The 15,639-nt window shown below is 60.2% G+C and carries 19 protein-coding genes; 2 read left to right on the forward strand and 17 right to left on the reverse strand.

Annotation, left to right across the window (positions count from 1 at the left end; all coding sequences use genetic code 11):
• Positions 1 to 5 precede the first annotated feature (5 nt).
• Entirely contained in the window at positions 6 to 527 is a 522-nt protein-coding gene (locus ACXPUX_RS00875; protein WP_458829324.1) for an anti-sigma factor, read from the reverse strand.
• Entirely contained in the window at positions 514 to 1,059 is a 546-nt protein-coding gene (locus ACXPUX_RS00880) for an RNA polymerase sigma factor (protein ID WP_458829326.1), read from the reverse strand. The genes ACXPUX_RS00875 and ACXPUX_RS00880 overlap by 14 nt, the downstream gene beginning before the upstream one ends.
• 172 nt (positions 1,060 to 1,231) lie before the next feature.
• Between ACXPUX_RS00880 and ACXPUX_RS00885 the strand changes: the two genes are divergently transcribed.
• A complete protein-coding gene (locus tag ACXPUX_RS00885) occupies positions 1,232 to 2,194 on the forward strand; it encodes a biotin--[acetyl-CoA-carboxylase] ligase (RefSeq protein ID WP_458829328.1) in 963 nt (320 codons plus the stop codon).
• 54 nt (positions 2,195 to 2,248) lie between these two features.
• Here the strand turns inward: ACXPUX_RS00885 and ACXPUX_RS00890 are convergent, their stop codons facing one another.
• The 6 genes from ACXPUX_RS00890 to rsxC are packed head-to-tail and all read right to left on the reverse strand — an operon-like array spanning position 2,249 to position 7,268.
• Positions 2,249 to 3,091 carry an RnfABCDGE type electron transport complex subunit B gene (locus ACXPUX_RS00890; protein ID WP_458829330.1) on the reverse strand — a complete coding sequence of 281 codons (843 nt, stop codon included), beginning with the start codon at positions 3,089 to 3,091 and terminating at the stop codon, positions 2,249 to 2,251.
• A gap of 15 nt (positions 3,092 to 3,106) precedes the next feature.
• The gene (locus ACXPUX_RS00895) at positions 3,107 to 3,739 is read right to left on the reverse strand and encodes an electron transport complex protein RnfA (protein ID WP_458829332.1); all 633 of its coding nucleotides are present in this window, start codon (positions 3,737 to 3,739) and stop codon (positions 3,107 to 3,109) included.
• A gap of 1 nt (position 3,740) precedes the next feature.
• Positions 3,741 to 4,406, reverse strand: a complete 666-nt coding sequence (rsxE, locus tag ACXPUX_RS00900) for an electron transport complex subunit RsxE (protein WP_458829334.1) — start codon at positions 4,404 to 4,406, stop codon at positions 3,741 to 3,743.
• 17 nt (positions 4,407 to 4,423) lie between these two features.
• Entirely contained in the window at positions 4,424 to 4,978 is a 555-nt protein-coding gene (locus ACXPUX_RS00905; protein ID WP_458829336.1) for an FMN-binding protein, read from the reverse strand.
• Positions 4,975 to 5,934 carry an RnfABCDGE type electron transport complex subunit D gene (locus ACXPUX_RS00910; RefSeq protein WP_458829338.1) on the reverse strand — a complete coding sequence of 320 codons (960 nt, stop codon included), beginning with the start codon at positions 5,932 to 5,934 and terminating at the stop codon, positions 4,975 to 4,977. The genes ACXPUX_RS00905 and ACXPUX_RS00910 overlap by 4 nt, the downstream gene beginning before the upstream one ends.
• The gene (gene rsxC / locus ACXPUX_RS00915) at positions 5,934 to 7,268 is read right to left on the reverse strand and encodes an electron transport complex subunit RsxC (RefSeq protein ID WP_458829340.1); all 1,335 of its coding nucleotides are present in this window, start codon (positions 7,266 to 7,268) and stop codon (positions 5,934 to 5,936) included. Before rsxC ends, ACXPUX_RS00910 begins: the two co-directional genes overlap by 1 nt.
• Before the next feature lie 302 nt (positions 7,269 to 7,570).
• On the opposite strand from rsxC, the gene ACXPUX_RS00920 reads away from it, so the two are divergent.
• A complete protein-coding gene (locus tag ACXPUX_RS00920) occupies positions 7,571 to 7,696 on the forward strand; it encodes a hypothetical protein (protein ID WP_256466526.1) in 126 nt (41 codons plus the stop codon).
• A gap of 126 nt (positions 7,697 to 7,822) precedes the next feature.
• On the opposite strand, the gene ACXPUX_RS00925 is transcribed toward ACXPUX_RS00920, so the two are convergent.
• The 9 genes from ACXPUX_RS00925 to ACXPUX_RS00965 form a co-directional block, all read right to left on the reverse strand.
• Positions 7,823 to 8,359, reverse strand: coding sequence for a DUF5662 family protein (locus ACXPUX_RS00925; protein ID WP_117554455.1), 537 nt, complete (start codon positions 8,357 to 8,359; stop codon positions 7,823 to 7,825).
• A 4-nt stretch (positions 8,360 to 8,363) separates the two neighbouring features.
• Positions 8,364 to 10,241: a glycosyltransferase family 2 protein gene (locus tag ACXPUX_RS00930; RefSeq protein WP_458829342.1), complete on the reverse strand. Its 1,878-nt coding sequence runs from the start codon at positions 10,239 to 10,241 to the stop codon at positions 8,364 to 8,366.
• A gap of 1 nt (position 10,242) precedes the next feature.
• A complete protein-coding gene (locus ACXPUX_RS00935; RefSeq protein ID WP_458829343.1) occupies positions 10,243 to 10,986 on the reverse strand; it encodes an ABC transporter ATP-binding protein in 744 nt (247 codons plus the stop codon).
• 12 nt (positions 10,987 to 10,998) lie between these two features.
• Entirely contained in the window at positions 10,999 to 11,808 is an 810-nt protein-coding gene (locus ACXPUX_RS00940; protein ID WP_458829344.1) for an ABC transporter permease, read from the reverse strand.
• A gap of 6 nt (positions 11,809 to 11,814) precedes the next feature.
• The gene (gene rfbC / locus ACXPUX_RS00945; protein WP_005923016.1) at positions 11,815 to 12,381 is read right to left on the reverse strand and encodes a dTDP-4-dehydrorhamnose 3,5-epimerase; all 567 of its coding nucleotides are present in this window, start codon (positions 12,379 to 12,381) and stop codon (positions 11,815 to 11,817) included.
• 67 nt (positions 12,382 to 12,448) lie between these two features.
• Positions 12,449 to 13,780 carry a D-alanyl-D-alanine carboxypeptidase family protein gene (locus ACXPUX_RS00950; protein WP_458829345.1) on the reverse strand — a complete coding sequence of 444 codons (1,332 nt, stop codon included), beginning with the start codon at positions 13,778 to 13,780 and terminating at the stop codon, positions 12,449 to 12,451.
• 81 nt (positions 13,781 to 13,861) lie between these two features.
• Positions 13,862 to 14,455 (reverse strand): dipicolinate synthase subunit B, encoded by a 594-nt coding sequence (locus ACXPUX_RS00955; protein ID WP_112090894.1) that lies wholly within the window; start codon positions 14,453 to 14,455, stop codon positions 13,862 to 13,864.
• The gene (locus ACXPUX_RS00960) at positions 14,452 to 15,246 is read right to left on the reverse strand and encodes an NAD(P)-dependent oxidoreductase (RefSeq protein WP_458829346.1); all 795 of its coding nucleotides are present in this window, start codon (positions 15,244 to 15,246) and stop codon (positions 14,452 to 14,454) included. Before ACXPUX_RS00960 ends, ACXPUX_RS00955 begins: the two co-directional genes overlap by 4 nt.
• A 150-nt stretch (positions 15,247 to 15,396) precedes the next feature.
• Positions 15,397 to 15,621, reverse strand: coding sequence for a DUF896 domain-containing protein (locus ACXPUX_RS00965; protein WP_458829348.1), 225 nt, complete (start codon positions 15,619 to 15,621; stop codon positions 15,397 to 15,399).
• Positions 15,622 to 15,639 lie beyond the last annotated feature (18 nt).

Below are 15,639 nucleotides of genomic sequence, written 5' to 3' on the forward strand. Positions count from 1 at the left end.
TTCCCTCATTTCTCAGTGGTGTCTGCACTGTGGTGCAAAAGCGCGTCCAGTGCGTCGAATAGTTTTTCGGTCAGCTGCTTTTTGTCCTCTATGGGCTTGCCCAGCGGGGCGGTGGAGGGCTGCGGTGCTTTGTCGTTCACCGGCTTGCCCAGCAGCTCCGGTTCGGTCTGCTGTGTGGTCTGCGGCAGCCATGTGTTCAGCTGCTGCCCGGTGTGCAAAATCTGTTCCAGCGTACCGGCGCGCCACAGCGTCAGCGCCAGAACCGCCGCCACCGTTGCCACAGCGGCGCGTCCCCATGTGTTCTGCATCAGCCGTATCCAGATGGTGCCCATCACCGCGCCCCGGGCGGAGCGCGGCGGCTGCTCCAGCAGATCGTCGGTCAGCAGAGCGGTGTAGCGGTCCATGCAGCGGTCGCAGTAGGCAAGGTGCTCGGCGGCTTCCAGCCGCTGCGTTTCGTCCAATTGCCCGCCGACCAGTGCCTGTAAGCCTTCCTCGCTCAGACAGCCTTTTGCGTCAAACAGTTCCATGTACGCTCCTCCTTTCACAGGGTACGCGGTCGTTTTGCAAAATCTGCTGCGCCAGCATCTTTTTGGCGCGGTAGACCTGCGCTTCCACCGTTTTGAGCGGTCGGCCGCACAGTCTTGCAGCTTCGGCCATGGTGTGCTGTTCCAGCAGCACCAGACGGCAGGGCGTGCAGTAGGGCTCGCGCAGATTTAAGATCATCCCAGTAAGCTCTTCTTCGCCCAGCGCCTCCAGCACCTGCTGTTCCGGCTGCATACCGGGCGGCGCGCCCTCCAGCGCCAGCACCTCGTCGCCGGGGGTGTTCATCTTGCGCACCCACGCGCTGCGCAGATAGTCCTTGGCTTTGTTGGCGGCGATGCGCGCCAGCCATTGCTTTTCAAAGCCGGACGGGCAGCGGTCGATGGCCCGCCACGCCGCCAGAAAGGTCTCCTGCGTCAGATCCTGCGCTTCCTGCACATCCGGTACCAGCTGGTGGCAGACCGTGTACACGAGCGCCTGATATTTCTGCACCATCGTGCTGAATTCCTGTGTTGTCAACGCGCTGCACGGCCTCCTTTCCGGTTCTGGATGCGGTGCTCTGCGCCGCCCTTCTGTCTTTAATACGAGACAGCGGCGGCAGTTCCTGCAAAAAACTGAAATATTTTCAAACTTTTTCTTCTGCCGCAGATATGGTACAATAGCAGTATAGCACACAGGGAGGATTTTCGCCATGGCTTCTACCACCCGTCAGGCGCTTTTACAGGCGCTGAGCGCCGCCGAGGGCGCGTATATTTCCGGCCAGCAGCTGGCGCAGCAGCTGGGGGTCAGCCGCGCCGCCGTGCACAAGGCGGCGGCTGCACTTACCGCGCAGGGCTATGCGCTGGAAGCCGCCTCCCGCCGGGGGTACCGTCTGCTGGGCGGCGACCCCTTCTGCACCGAGGCGGTAGGTGTCTACCCTGCCCCGGTGCAGCTGTACGACACGCTGGAAAGCACCAACCGCACCGCCAAGCTGCTGGCGCTGGAAGGCGCTGCCCACGGCACACTGGTGCTGGCGGGCGGGCAGACCGCCGGGCGCGGGCGGCTGGGGCGCAGCTTTGCCAGCCCGGCGGGCAAGGGGGTGTACTGCTCGGTGGTGCTGCGCCCGCCGCTGCCTGCCGCCAACGCCCAGACCGCCACCATCGGCGCGGCAGTGGCAGTGTGCCGGGCGGTGCAGATGCTTTGCGGGCTGGAGCTTGCCATCAAGTGGGTGAACGACCTGTATTACAAGGGCAAAAAGGTGTGCGGCATCCTGACCGAGGCCGGTACAGACCTTGAAAGCGGCCAGCTGGAATGGCTGGTGGTGGGCATCGGGCTGAACCTGACCGCCACCGCCGAGGACTTTCCCCCGGAGCTTGCCGTCAAGGCAGGCAGCCTATACCCCGGCGGCCCTGCCCCGGTAAGCCGTGCGGCGCTGGCAGGTGCCATCGGGCGGGAGCTGTTGGCGCTCTGCCCGGGCTTTGCCTGTCTGGACGAGTACCGCGCCCGCTGCTTTGTGCCCGGCCATTGGGTGACCGTGTGCACCGGCACCGAGACCTACGCCGCGCAGGCGCTTTCTATTGACGACATCGGGCGGCTGGTGGTGCAGCGGGAGAGCGGCCGCACCGAGGCGCTGCGCTGCGGCGAGGTGACCATCCGCCCCACCAAGACGGAATAAACGGATACAAAAAGCCCGCCGGGCATTGCAGCACGGCGGGCTTTGGTTTACAGTTTACTCTGCCTTGGTCTCGGGCTTCACCACGGGCTTCGGGGGATTGGGGTCATCCTTCAGCGGGAACAGGATGATGTGCTTGGGGCACTTCTGGGCGCACATACCGCAGCCCTTGCACTTGTCGTAATCAACGCGTGCCACGCCGTCCACAACATGGATGGCGTCGAACTTACAGGTGCGCTCGCACATACCGCAGGCAATGCAGGAGGTGGTGCACAGCTTGTTTGCCACAGCACCCTTGTCCTTGTTGGAGCACATGACCACCGGCTTGCGGGGGCCTGCAGTATCGATCATGATCACCTGCTTGGGACAGATATTGGCACAGGCACCACAGCCGGTGCACTTGTCCTTGTCCACCTTTGCCACACCGTCCACGATGTGGATGGCGTCGAACTTACACACCTTGGTGCAGTCGCCCAAACCGATGCAGGCGAAAGAGCAGGTCTTGGGGCCGCCGTACAGGGCTGCCGCAGCAGCACAGGTCTGGATGCCCTTGTAGTCGTAGGCGGGCTTGCAGTGCTCGGAGCTGCCCTGACACTGCACAACAGCCTTCTTCTCTACGGCGCTTGCCTCGCCGCCCATGATCTTGGCAATGGCAGCGGCAGCCTTGGGGCCGCCGGGTGCGCATTTGTCGCAGGGCACGCCGTCCAGAACAACAGCCTTGGCATAGTCGGCACAGCCTGCGTAGCCGCAGCCGCCGCAGTTTGCGCCGGCCAGACAGGCGGAAACTTCCTCAATGCGGGGGTCTTCCTCCACCGCCATGAACTTTGCGGCGGCTACCAGAATGATAGCACCCACAGCGCCCACGATGGTGCACAGGATAACAGCAGATACAATATTCATAGTCCTGTTCCTCCCTTACAGCGTAACATTGAACAGGTTTTCGACGATGCCGCCGAAGCCCATGAAGGACAGGCTGGTGATTGCAGCTGCGATCAGGGTGATGGGCAGGCCCTTGAAGGGTGCCGGGGGATCGCAGGCTTCCACGCGCTTGCGCACGCCGCTGAACATGACCATAGCCAGCATAAAGCCGCAGCCTGCGCCGATGGCGCAGATCAGAGCCTCGATATAGGCGTAGCCGAAGCCGTGTGCAGCCACATCTGCGCCGTAGTCGCCCACGACCAGAATGGTCACAGCCAGCACGCAGCAGTTGGTGGTGATCAGAGGCAGATAAACGCCCAGCGAGTTATACAGTGCAACGATGTACTTCTTGAGGAAGATCTCGATGAACTGCACCAGCACAGCGATGACCAGAATGAACACGATGGTCTGCAGGTAGCCCAGCTCTGCCGGCTCAAGGATGAAGATCTGGATGGGGAAGGTAACGGCCGTTGCCATGAACATAACAAAGATGACAGCACCGGACATACCCACAGCGGAATCCAGCTTTTTGGAAACGCCCAGGAACGGGCAGATACCGTAGAACTTCACCAGCACATAGTTGTTGACAAGGATCATGCTGAAGAAGATCGCAGCGAGTTTGACGAGCATCTTATTCCGCCTCCTTCTTCAGATTGTCAAGATCACAGCAGCTCTTGCGCTCGATACGGGCGTCCAGCTTGCCTTCCAGCCAGATGCAGCCTGCCATCAGGATGCCGTAGCAGAAGAAGGCGCCGGGAGCCTGCGTCATGATGGACACCTTGGCAACGCTTTCCGGGATGATCTGGAAGCCCAGCCAGGTGCCGCTGCCCAGGATCTCGCGGATGGAGGCCATCAGGGTAGCGGTGAGGGTGTAGCCGAGGCCCATGCCCACGCCGTCCAGTGCAGAATCCACCACATTGTTCTTGCAGGCGAACATCTCAGCACGGCCCAGAATGATACAGTTGACAACGATCAGGGGCAGGAACACGCCCAGTGCGTTGTACAGGCTTTCCATGTAGGCCTGCATGAACATCTGCACGATGGTCACAAAGCCTGCAATGATGACGATGTAGCAAGGCAGATGCACCTTGCCGGGGATCACCTTGCGCAGCAGGGAGATCATGATATTGGAGCACACCAGCACGAAGGTGAAGGCGGCGCCCATGCCCAGTGCGTTGGAAACTGCCGTGGTAACGGCCAGAATGGAGCAGGTGCCCAGAACCAGACGCAGAACAGGGTTTTCCTTGATGATGCCGTTGGTAAGGATGCTTACCTTGGACTTATTTTCTTGTGCCATTTCTTACCAACCTCCTTTTATGCCAGCTCGTTGAAGCAGTTGATACAGTCATTGATGGCAGCAAACAGAGCGGTGGACGAAATGGTTGCGCCGCTGTACGCATCGAAATCCTGATTCATCACAATGTTCTTGGTGCCGTCCATGCCGTTGAACTGTGCCAGATAGTCATCGGTGGACACATTGGAGCCGATGCCCTTGGTCTGGGTAGAAGCGTCCACCCAGATGCCGGTCTCGGCGCCGTTGGCATCAAAGCCCATGATCACGGTCAGGATGCCGCCGTCAAAGCCCTTTTCCTCGGCCTTGATGGCAATGCCGCCATCGGGAGCCTTTACCACGCCGGTAACATTGGCGGTGGTGTAATCGGTCACTTCCTCCAGCGTAGCTGCGTCCGAAACGGTGGGCATCACGCTGACATAAGCAGCCAGCGTGGTGCGGCGGGTGTTCTCCTTGATAACGGGAGCGGTCATGCCGTTCACCAGAGCCAGCAGCAGGCTGACGATCAGAGAGATAACGGTCAGCACAACGATCGGCTTACCGGTGGTTTCCCAGCTGGAATTTGCAGTCTTACTCATTTGCCAGCACCCTCCTTCGCTTTCTTTGCAGGCTTCACATAGCCATACGGGGTCTGACGGGTCAGATCATTGATGTACGGGACCCACAGGTTCATGAACAGCAGCGCGAAGGACACGCCCTCGGTGTAGCTGCCCCAGTAGCGGATGGCAAAGGTAACGATGCCAAGGCACACGCCGTACACCAGCTTGCCCTTCAGGGTAAAGGGGCTGGTAACGTAGTCGGTAGCCATGAACACAGCGCCGAACAGCAGGCCGCCGCTCAGCACGGCAACCAGTGCGCTGTGCAGATCCCTGGTAGCGATCAGGTAGAACACGAACACGCTGCCAACGTAGGAAGCCGGGATGGCGATGCTGATGGTCTTGGTAGCCACCAGATAGATAAGACCCAGCACGATGGCCAGTGCGCAGGTCTCGCCCAGCACACCGCCGTGGATGCCCATGAACAGGTCCAGCAGGCTCAGCTTGGAGGGATCTGCCACAGCCAGCGGGGTAGCCTTGGACAGCTGATCCACCGCTGCATCCGGGAACACCCACTTATTCATGGAACCGGCAAAGCTGATAAACAGCACGATACGGCCCACCAGAGCGGGGTTTGCAAAGTTCATGCCAATGCCGCCGAACAGCTGCTTGACAACAATAATTGCCACCAGATCGCCGATGATCAGCTGACCGATGGGCATGCCCACGGGCACGTTCATGGCCAGAATGATGCCGGTGACCACAGCAGACAGGTCGCTGATGGGGTTTGCACGCTTCAGCAGCTTGCAGTACAGCCACTCAAAGGCCACACAGGCCACCACGGAAACGGCGGTGACCAGCAGGGCGCGCACGCCGAAAATGATCGCAGAGGCAACCACGCAGGGGCACAGTGCAACGATCACATTAGCCATCAGGCTCTGGGTGGTCTCGTCACTGCGGACGTGCGGGGAAGCCGAAACAATAAGCTTCGTATCCATTACTTATTGCCTCCTTTTTTGATTTCGCCAAGATAGAAGGCCTTGGCCAGACTCATCATCTGGGTAACCGGGCGCTTTGCCGGGCAGACGAAGGAGCAGCTGCCGCAGTTGAAGCAGTAGTCAGTGTGCAGCTTGCCCAGCTCCTGCACATCGCGGGCGGCGTAGGCCTGATTCACCTCCACGGGCTCCAGACCCATGGGGCAGTACTCCACGCAGCGGCCGCAGCGGATGCAGGGGTTGACCTGTGCGGGCTGTGCAGCTGCCTTGCTCAGCAGGATCAGACCGGAAGTGGTCTTGGTGGTGGGGTAAGCAAGGTTCTCCACAGCGGGGCCCATCATGGCACCGCCGGCAACCACCTTGCCCAGCTCGCCCTTGACGCCCACATAGTCCAGAATGTCCTGATAGGCGGTGCCCACGGGCACAACAACGTTCTGGGGCTTTGCGCAGGCATCGCCGTCCACGGTGATGGTACGCTGGACCACCGGCATACCGGTAGCCAGATACTTGCCCAGCGTGGAAACGCTGGTCACGTTCATCACGATAGCGCCTGCATCGGCGGGCAGACCGCCGTGGGGCACCTCGCGGCCGAGACACTTCTCGATCAGGATCAGCTCTGCGCCGGTGCCGTAGACACTGGGCAGGGGCTTTACCTCGATGGTGCTGTCGTCCTTGGTCTTTTTGCACAGCAGGTCGATGCACTCGGGCTTGTTGTTCTCAATACCAATGATGCACTTCGGGATGCCGGTATACTGCAGCACAGCCTTGATGCCGCGGATGATATCATCGCTGCACTCCAGCATCTCCTGCGTGTCGCTGGTCAGCCACACCTCGCACTCGGAGGCATTGATCAGCAAAGTATCCACCGGCTGCTTGGGCTGCAGCTTCACATCGGTGGGGAAGCCTGCGCCGCCCAGACCGACCAGACCGCACTCGCGCACAGCAGCAAGGAAGCTGGCCTTATCAGTGACTTCCGGTGCCTTGACGGCCGGGTCTACGGTCTGCTTGCCATCGGTCTTGATGACAACAGAATCGCACATACGGCCATTGGACAGACGGAAAGCTTCCACTGCAGCTACCGTACCGGAAACGCTGGAGTGGATGTTTGCGGAGACAAAGCCGCCCGCCTCACCGATCTTGGTGCCGACGAACACTTCATCGCCTTTTTTCACCAGCGCCTTGGCGGGTGCGCCAATGTGCTGGCTCATAAGGATGCGTACCTGCGCGGGCAGAGGCATCGGGACAGGTTTGCTTGCAGCAGTTGCCTTGTCATGCGGCGTATGCGCGCCAAGCGCCGCACGTTTCAGCTTGTTCAACATGGATTTCAAATCCCCCATTCTGCTTGAATTGCCATCCCCACGCCCATGCAGGCGCACTGGTACAGGGACAGCAGCTGCTTAACACACCTATTGTATCATTTTGGCGCGGGAAGTCAACGACAACACGCCCCAAATGATGAATTTTCCTGAACTTTCTTATTCATTTTCGTCGATTAGTTTTGACTAACCTCCGTATTTTTCTTTTTGTTCTCCCCTCTCTGCCGTTTGCCTTTACTGCGGGAATATGCTATACTATACCTAACATGACAGGCGGAACGTCCCCCGCTCCGCTCCCGAACTTCACAAGGAGGCACCAAACCATGAAAGTTCTCAAAGCTCTGCTCGCCGTCCTCACCACACTGGCTGTCGCTTTGACCGCCATTCTGCTGTTCTGGCAGGATAAAAGCGCCCCGCGCTATATCAAGATCTACGAAAACGAGCAGTAATTATTTCTTGCAAAAACAGCACCCCGGCCAAGCGGTAAAACCGCCCGGCCGGGGTGTTTTTTCGTTGTCCGGCAAACCACACAAAAACGCCGCCGACTTTTCGTCAGCGGCGTTTGCCAAATATGCTCAGTAATCGGTTTCGCAGCCAAGCAGGAATTTCATGTAGGCAAAGGTGCGCTCCCGCCCCAGGTCCCGCACCATGCACAGCAGCTTTTCCAGCAGCGCCCGGGTCTCCGGGTGCATCAGGTAGTGATCCTTACTGCGCTGGTAGTACTCCCACGCGGAGGCATCGGTGTACTTGTCGCCCAGATAGATCTGGCTTGCCGCCACCCGGTCGCACACCATCTCGCAGACGTACCGCAGGGGGATCTTCATGCCGGTCAGGCCGGTCTTGGTGGTGCTGTAATCGATCCAGTATTCCAGATGATGCTTATTGCGCCCCTTGTGGTGCAGCCACGCCGAGGTGTAGCCCTTGGCTGCGCGCTCGGCCTCGTTGGGGCTGTGGTCGCCCTGATAGTAGATGCACCCGGGGATGAACTCGGTGGGGCTGTACTTGCTCAGGTCGTGGGCAAGCCCCTGCTCATACAGTCCGCATTCAAAGCAGTATTTCATCACCAGCAACTTGTGCCGGGTGATAGTCTCGAAATGGCCCTTGATGTTCATGCTGTTATTCCCTCCACTGCACCGTGATGCGTCCCTCTTTCAGTCCGCGCAGATCATCGCTTTCGGAAAAATCCTCCCGGTCCATGGTCAGGTTGGGGTTGTAGTAGGGATCGTGCAGGATGTTCGCCTTGCCGTGCACCTCGTACAGGCGCTGCTGCTCGGCGGCAAAGCGCCGTGCTTTTACCGGGTCTTTTTCGTCCCCACCGCGGCTCTTGCTCTCGTAATGGGTCAGCTGGGCATAGGGCGTCCACGCAATGCGGTAGCCCGCATCCCGCACCCGCAGGCAGAAGTCCACGTCGTTGAAGGCCACCGCAAAGGCTTCGTCCAACCCCTTTACCTCGTCCCACACGCTGGTCTTTACCAGCAGGCAGGCACCGGTCACAGCAGAAAAGTCCTGCACCGTGGCGGTGCGGAACAGATACCCGCTGCCGCCTGCCTTTTTGTACTTGTGGCTGTGCCCCGCGTAGCCCCCCAGCCCGGTGATGACCCCCGCGTGCTGGATGGTCTCGTCCGGGTAATAAAGCATCGCACCGCACACGGCCGCCCCGCCGGGGTGGGCGCATTGGCGCAAAAGTTCAGTGAGCCATTCGCCGCTGCGCACCTCCACATCGTTGTTCAGCAGCAGCAGATACTCGCCCGTAGCGTACTTGCGGCCAAAGTTGTTGATGCCGGAAAAGTTGAAGCCCTTTTTCGGGTAGGTGACCACCCGCAGACCGTCGTAGCGCTGCTGCGCCTTTTTATAGTAGGCAAAGGTGGCGGGGTCGGTGGAGTTGTTTTCCACCACAATGACCTCAAAGTGCTCCCATGCGGTCTTTGTCCAGATGCTGTGCAGGCACTTTTCGAGGTCCTCGGTGTGGTCCTTATTGGGGATGAGGATGCTCACCTTCGGTTCGCCCACGATGTCCCATTTCACCCGGTAGGTGCTGGGGAACAGGCCGTCCTCCACCGTGCCGGTGCGCCCGGTGCGGGTCAGGTGATCTGCCAGCGCCTTTTTGGCTGCCGCCGCAACGTATGGCTTGGCGTCTGCACCGCCGGAGGTAGACCCCGCGTGCACCCGCCAGTAATACAGCACCTGCGGCACATGGGCAGCACCGCCGGTCTTTTCCAACAGCCGCAGGAACAGATCATGATCCTGACTGCCATCGCATTCCGGGCGCTCGCCGCCCAGCTGCTCCCACAAAGTTTTTTGGAACACCGCCAGATGGCAGATGTAGTTGCAGCACAACAGGTAGTCCGGGGCATAGTCTGGCTTGAAGTGCGCCACCATGGGGCGGCGGATGTCTTTGGTGAACAGGGCTTCATCGCTGTACAGAAAGCCGTCCGGCTCGCCGCGCTGCCGCAGCTGCAGGATGGCCTTGCCCATGGTGTACAGGGCATGGGGTGCCAGAATGTCGTCGTGGTCAGCCAGCGCCAGATACTCCCCCGTTGCCAGCTGCGCGGCGGCGTTGGTGTTGGCGGCAATGCCCTGATTTTCGATCTTTTTATATACGATCTGTTGATTTTTTTGCTGATATTCCTTTATGATGCGCTCCACGTCCCCGTGGGCAGCGTCCGACGCATCGGCAAGGCAGAGCTGCCCGTTGGGCGCGGTCTGCCCCACAAAGGAATCCAGAAACTCCCGCAGATATTTTTCCGGGGTATTGTACAGCGGGGTCAATATCGAAATGGTGGGCAGGCCGCAATCTGCCGCCGTTTTGCCTGCCACCTCTGCGCACTGCGCCTCCAGCACCTTTTTAGTGGGCAGGTAGCGTGCACGCTTGCCAAAGCAGCGGCGCTTCACAAAGCCCGCGCCGCGTTTGACCATGGTGGGCAGACCCTCATCCTTTGTCAGCCGCACAGCATAGCCGACAAGCTCCTTGGCGCGTTTCAACCGTACATTCATATCAGACCTCGCCGCGCTGGGTCGCCTTGTAGGCGGTGCAGACTGTCTGGGTGTCCCCGTTCATTTTCAGGTGACCGTGGCTCAGCCATGCCACCTTGGTGCACATCCGCTCGATCTGCTCGATGGAGTGGGACACCAGAATGACCGTGGTGCCGCCCGCCATCAGCTCCTGCATCCGCTTTTCGCACTTCTGCTGGAACAAAAAATCGCCCACCGACAGCACCTCGTCCGCGATAAGGATATCGGGCTTTGTGATGGTGGCAATGGCAAAGCCGATGCGCGCCACCATGCCGGAGGAGTAGTTTTTCAGCGGCACATCCAGAAAGTTTTCCAGCTCGCTGAATTCCACGATCTCGTCAAATTTTTCGTCCAGATACTTGGGCGAGAAGCCCAGCACCGTGCCGTTGAGGTAGATATTCTCGCGGGCGGTCAGATCCATATCAAAGCCCGCGCCCAGCTCGATGAGCGGGGCGATGGTGCCGTTTACGGTCACCTTGCCCTTGCTGGGCTTGTACACCCCGGCAATGGTCTTGAGCAGGGTGGATTTGCCCGAGCCGTTCAAGCCCACAAGGCCGTAAAAATCGCCGGGCATAATGTCCAGACTGACGTCCTTTAAAGCGTAGAACTCATCGTATTGCAGCCGTCCCTGCACCATGGCCAGAAAGTACTCCTTCAGGCTCTCATGCTTTTCCTTGGAAAGGTTGAAGCACATGGAAACATTGTCCACTTTGATGATCGGTTCCATTGTTCACCCTCCTTAAATGTGCAGCACAAAGCGGTCCTGCGTTTTGCGGAACACCTGCAGCCCCACTACCATGGACACTACGGCGCAGATGCCGCAGACAAGGAACATATTCCAATCCAGCGGGATGCCCCACATCACCGTACGGCGGAAGCCCGTGATATACCAGTACATAGGGTTCAGCTTGATGATCTGCTGCATATTGAACCCGCCGATGGAAAAGGTCATCTGGGTGGGGTCGTAGAAGATGGCGGAGAAATACAGCAGCGCGGTGACGAACACGCTCCAGATATGCATGATATCCCGGAAGAACACAGTAGCCGCCGCCAAGAACATACTGACCCCGAGGCTGAAGAAGAACAAGGTCACCAGCGGGTACAGCGCCTCGAGAATGGTCAGGTGGAAGGGTGAGCCGGTAAAGATCATGACCAGCAGCAGCGCCACAAAGCTGAACACGCAGTTCACCATGGCAAAGCAGCATTTTTCCAGCGGGAAGATATACTTGGGGATATACACCTTTTTCAGCAGCGGGGCAGCGCTGAGCACGCTGCTCATGCTGGTGGAGGTAGCCTCGTTGAAGAAGTTGAACAGCAGCTGACCGCACATCAGAAAGACGGCAAAATTGTCGATGCCGCTGCCCCGCATATCCATCAGACTGCTGAACACCGCCCAGTACACAAGGCACATCAGCAGCGGGTTCAAAACGCTCCACACCACGCCCAGCACGCTGCGGCGGTACTTCAGCTTGAAATCACGGCTTACAAGGTTCCACAGCAGATAGCGGTAGCGCCAGAAGCCGTTCCACATTGCTTTGAATTTTGCCACGGGCGATCACCACTTTTCAAAATACTCGAACTTCTGGGCGGCAAAGGGCTCGTGCAGCTTGTCCTTTGCGCTGGTCTTGTGCTCGCAGCCGCAGTCCGGCCACTGCACGTTGACGGTGGGGTCGTCGTAGGGGATGCCGCCCTCACTGGTGGGGTCGTAGACATCGGTGCACTTATAGCAGAACTCTGCCACATCGCTCAGCACCAGAAAACCGTGGGCAAAGCCCTCCGGGATATAGAACATCTTCTTGTTGTCCTCGGAAAGGGTCACGCCCACCCACTTGCCAAAGGTAGCGCTGTGGGGGCGGCAGTCCACGGCAACGTCATACACCTCGCCCTTGGTCACGCGCACCAGCTTGCCCTGGGTGTGGTTCTTCTGGAAGTGCAGCCCGCGCAGCACGCCCCGGGTGGAGCGGCTCTGGTTGTCCTGCACGAATTCCTTGTCGATGCCGGCCTCTGCGAACTGATCCTTCTGGTAGGTCTCCATAAAATAGCCGCGGTCATCGCCGAACACCTGCGGCTCAATGACCACCACGCCGGGGATCTCGGTCTGCGTAAAAATAAACTTACCCATGATATTTTACCTCTCTTTTTCTGAAAGCTTTTTCTTTATCTGGAAAAGTCTGGTTTAAAACAGGCTTTTACGCTTTGTTGCGGTGTCTTGCCGTTTTGCGGCGCTTTTTCAGACGTGCGTGCACCCGCAGCACCAGCACCGTGACCACTGCTGCGCCTACCGTACAGCCTATCGAGATGCCCGCCAGCAGCCATGCGCTGCTGCCCGGCTCCACGTCCTTGGCGGCTTCCAGCGTTGTGCCGGTGCTCTGCTCCAGCAAATCCGCCAGACCGGTGATCTCGGCCTTTACCCGCACGCTGGTACTCTCCTGCTTTGCGCCGCCGTTCAGGGTGTACACTGCATACACGGCGGGCTCTGCGCCCAGCAGATACTGCTCCGGCAGCTCCAAGTCCACGGTCACGTCCTGCGCGGATAAGCCCTCGGCCAGCAGCAGCTTCACCCCGGGGTCGGCTACGGTAACAGTGCCAAGGCTCTGCCCGCCGCCCGCCACTGCCAGCTGTGCGGTGACGCTGCCGCCAGGCAGCTGGGTGTAGCTTTTATAGGTAGCAAAGGCGTAGTCCAGCAGGGTGCGCATATCGTTATATTTATCGGTGCTCAGCTGACTTTGCATGGTCACGCAGATCAGCCGTACCCCATCCTGCTCCGCCAGACAGACATAGCTGTACCGGGCGGTGTTGGTGTAGCCCAGCTTGGAGCCCAGCACGCTGCCGATATGGTAGCGGCTGGAGCCGATGCGGATCTTATCCTGCTGGGAGAAGTAGCGGGTCACCGGCTGGATGTTGGTGGACTGCATGGTGTACATCTGGTTGCGGGTGAACACATCCTCAAACCCCGGCTGCTGCAATGCCCAGCGCAGGATCTGCGCCATATCATAGCAGCTGGTGTAGTGGTCCTCATCGCTGATGCCGTGGGGGTTTGCAAAGTGGGTGTGGGCAAGCCCCAGCTCCTCCACCTGTGCATTCATGGCCGCCACGCCGTCCGCGATGGTGCCGCCGCCGAAATACTCCGCCAGCAGGTTGGCACCGTCATTGGCGCTGGCCATCTGGGTGGCGTACAGCGCATCCACCAAGGGGACTTCTTCCCCTTCCAGCAGGGCGATATGGCTGGAATCCGTGCCCGCCAGCGAGTAGACATCCTCGTGGGTCACGGTCAGCTTGACATCGTCCCAATCTCCCTGCGCCTTTTCGCAGGCAAGACCGAGGGTCATCACCTTGGTAATGGAGGCCGGGTGCAGTTCCTCGTCCATATTCTGCTGCGCCAGCACAAGGCCGGTGTCTGCATCCATGATGCAGTATGCCCGGGTATTGGCCAGTGCCGGGCCGGCTGCTGCCGCGCCGGGCACCAGCACAGCGCCTATCAAAAGCAGCACAGTGCACAGTGCTGCGGTAAATTTTTTCATCAGGTATTCTCCGCTTGTCAGTTTTATGCCCGCAAGACATCGTTTGAAGTATACCACATTTTTTCCCCGCTGAAAAGAGATTTACGCATTCCTTTGCCCCAGCAGCACCGGCTGCAGCTGCTCGCCCCGCAAAGCGGCGTCCACGGCGGCGGGCAGCAGGGCAAGGTCTGCTTTCAGGCTCTGGGGCTTGGCAAAGGGGTCGTCCTGCCCGTAGGGCACAAAGTAATAGTGCTTGCGCTGGCACAGCCGCGCCATGTTTTCGCCGGAAGCGCCAAGGCCGTCGTTGGTGGAGACCGCCAGCACCACCGGGCTGCCCACCCGCAGCAGGCTTTTGGCGGCAAGGGTCACCGGCGTATCCGAAAGCCCCGCCGCCAGCCGCGCAAGTGTTGCACCGGTGCAGGGGGCGACCACCAGCGCCTGTGCCAGCCGCCGGGGGCCCAGCGGCTCCACCGCCTGCAGGGTGTCCAGCACCGGCTGCCCGGTAACGGCCTGTAAACGCTGCCGCCAGCTTTCCCCGGTGCCGAACCGGGTATCCTGCTGCGCGGCAAAACTCATGACGGGCAGCAGCGTCCAGCCCTGTGCCGTCAGTGCCTGCGCCGCGCCCAAGGCGTCCTCCAGCGTGCAAAAGCTGCCGCACACCGCAAAGGCAAGACAGCCCTTTTTCTCTGTGGTCATATCGTTCCCTCCCGCTCCTGCAAAATGGCCTGTACCGTGCGCGCCAGCGCCTCCCCTGCCGTTTCCGGCGCCCAGACCGTCGGCAGGCTCAGCGCGTGCAGCGCCGTGTGCCCCAGCCGCCGGGCGGCGGCAAAGTCTGTGCCGCCGGGCTTTGAGGCCAGATCTACGATCAGACTTTTCTTTGGCAGCGCTGCCAGCACTGCCGCCGTCAGCACCGGCGCGGGGATGGTGTTCACCACCGTATCAAAGGCGGCCGCTGCGGCGGCAAGGTCTGTCAGCGGCACCGCCCGCAGACCAAGCTCCTCTGCCATCGCCCGCTGCACCGGGCGGCGTGCCGCCACGGTCACCCGCGCGCCCAGTGCTGCCAGACGTACCGCAAGCGCCCGCCCCACAGGGCCAAAGCCCAGCACCAGCACCGCTGCACCCCACAGGGTACGGCTGCGCCGTTCCAGCAAAATACCGATGCAGCCCTCGGCGGTGGGGATGGCGTTATACACGGTCAGCTCCGGGCGGGCAAAGTAATCCACCAGCTCCACCCCCGCCGCCCGGGCAATGGAAATTGCACCGTCCGTCACCTTGCCGCCCAGCGCCAGCGCGCCGGGCTTTGCCGCGCCCAGCAGCTGCGCCAGCGGCAGACCGGCCTGTTCCAGCGGGAGCGGCAGCAGGATGTAGTCTGCCTGCGGCAGCTGCTGCACGCCGCCCACCGTATACCCCGCCCGCGCCAGTGCACGCCCTGCCGCCGCCTGCCGGGCATCGCTGCCCAACACCGCAAACCGCTTTGTCTGCTTCATGCCGTCATCTCCCCTTTTCCGCTGTGCGCCATCCTATGCGAGTGGGCAAAAATGCGTGAGGGAACGCCTTGCGGCACCACCTGTAAAAATGGGGCACAGAAACGCCCGCAGACGGTTCTGTGCCCCGAAATCCAAACGATTCTTCCGCGCTCAGCTGCGCTCCCCGGTCAGGTCGGTGCGGCGGGTCACCTTGTGGATGGTGCCGTCCGGCTCCTGAATGGACGTGCGCTCCAGCTGGCTGCGCAGGCTGGCCTTGATGTCGGCCAGATACTCCTGCCGCAATGCCTGCTGCTCGGCTTTTTCGGCCTCGGTCAGGCCGGTGGTCTTGCTCTTTTTGGCCAGCGCATTGATGCGGGCGATCTTTTCTTTCGTCATGGGGGGAACCTCCTGTAT

The sequence above is a fragment of the Faecalibacterium sp. PGM34 genome, assembly GCF_054456555.1.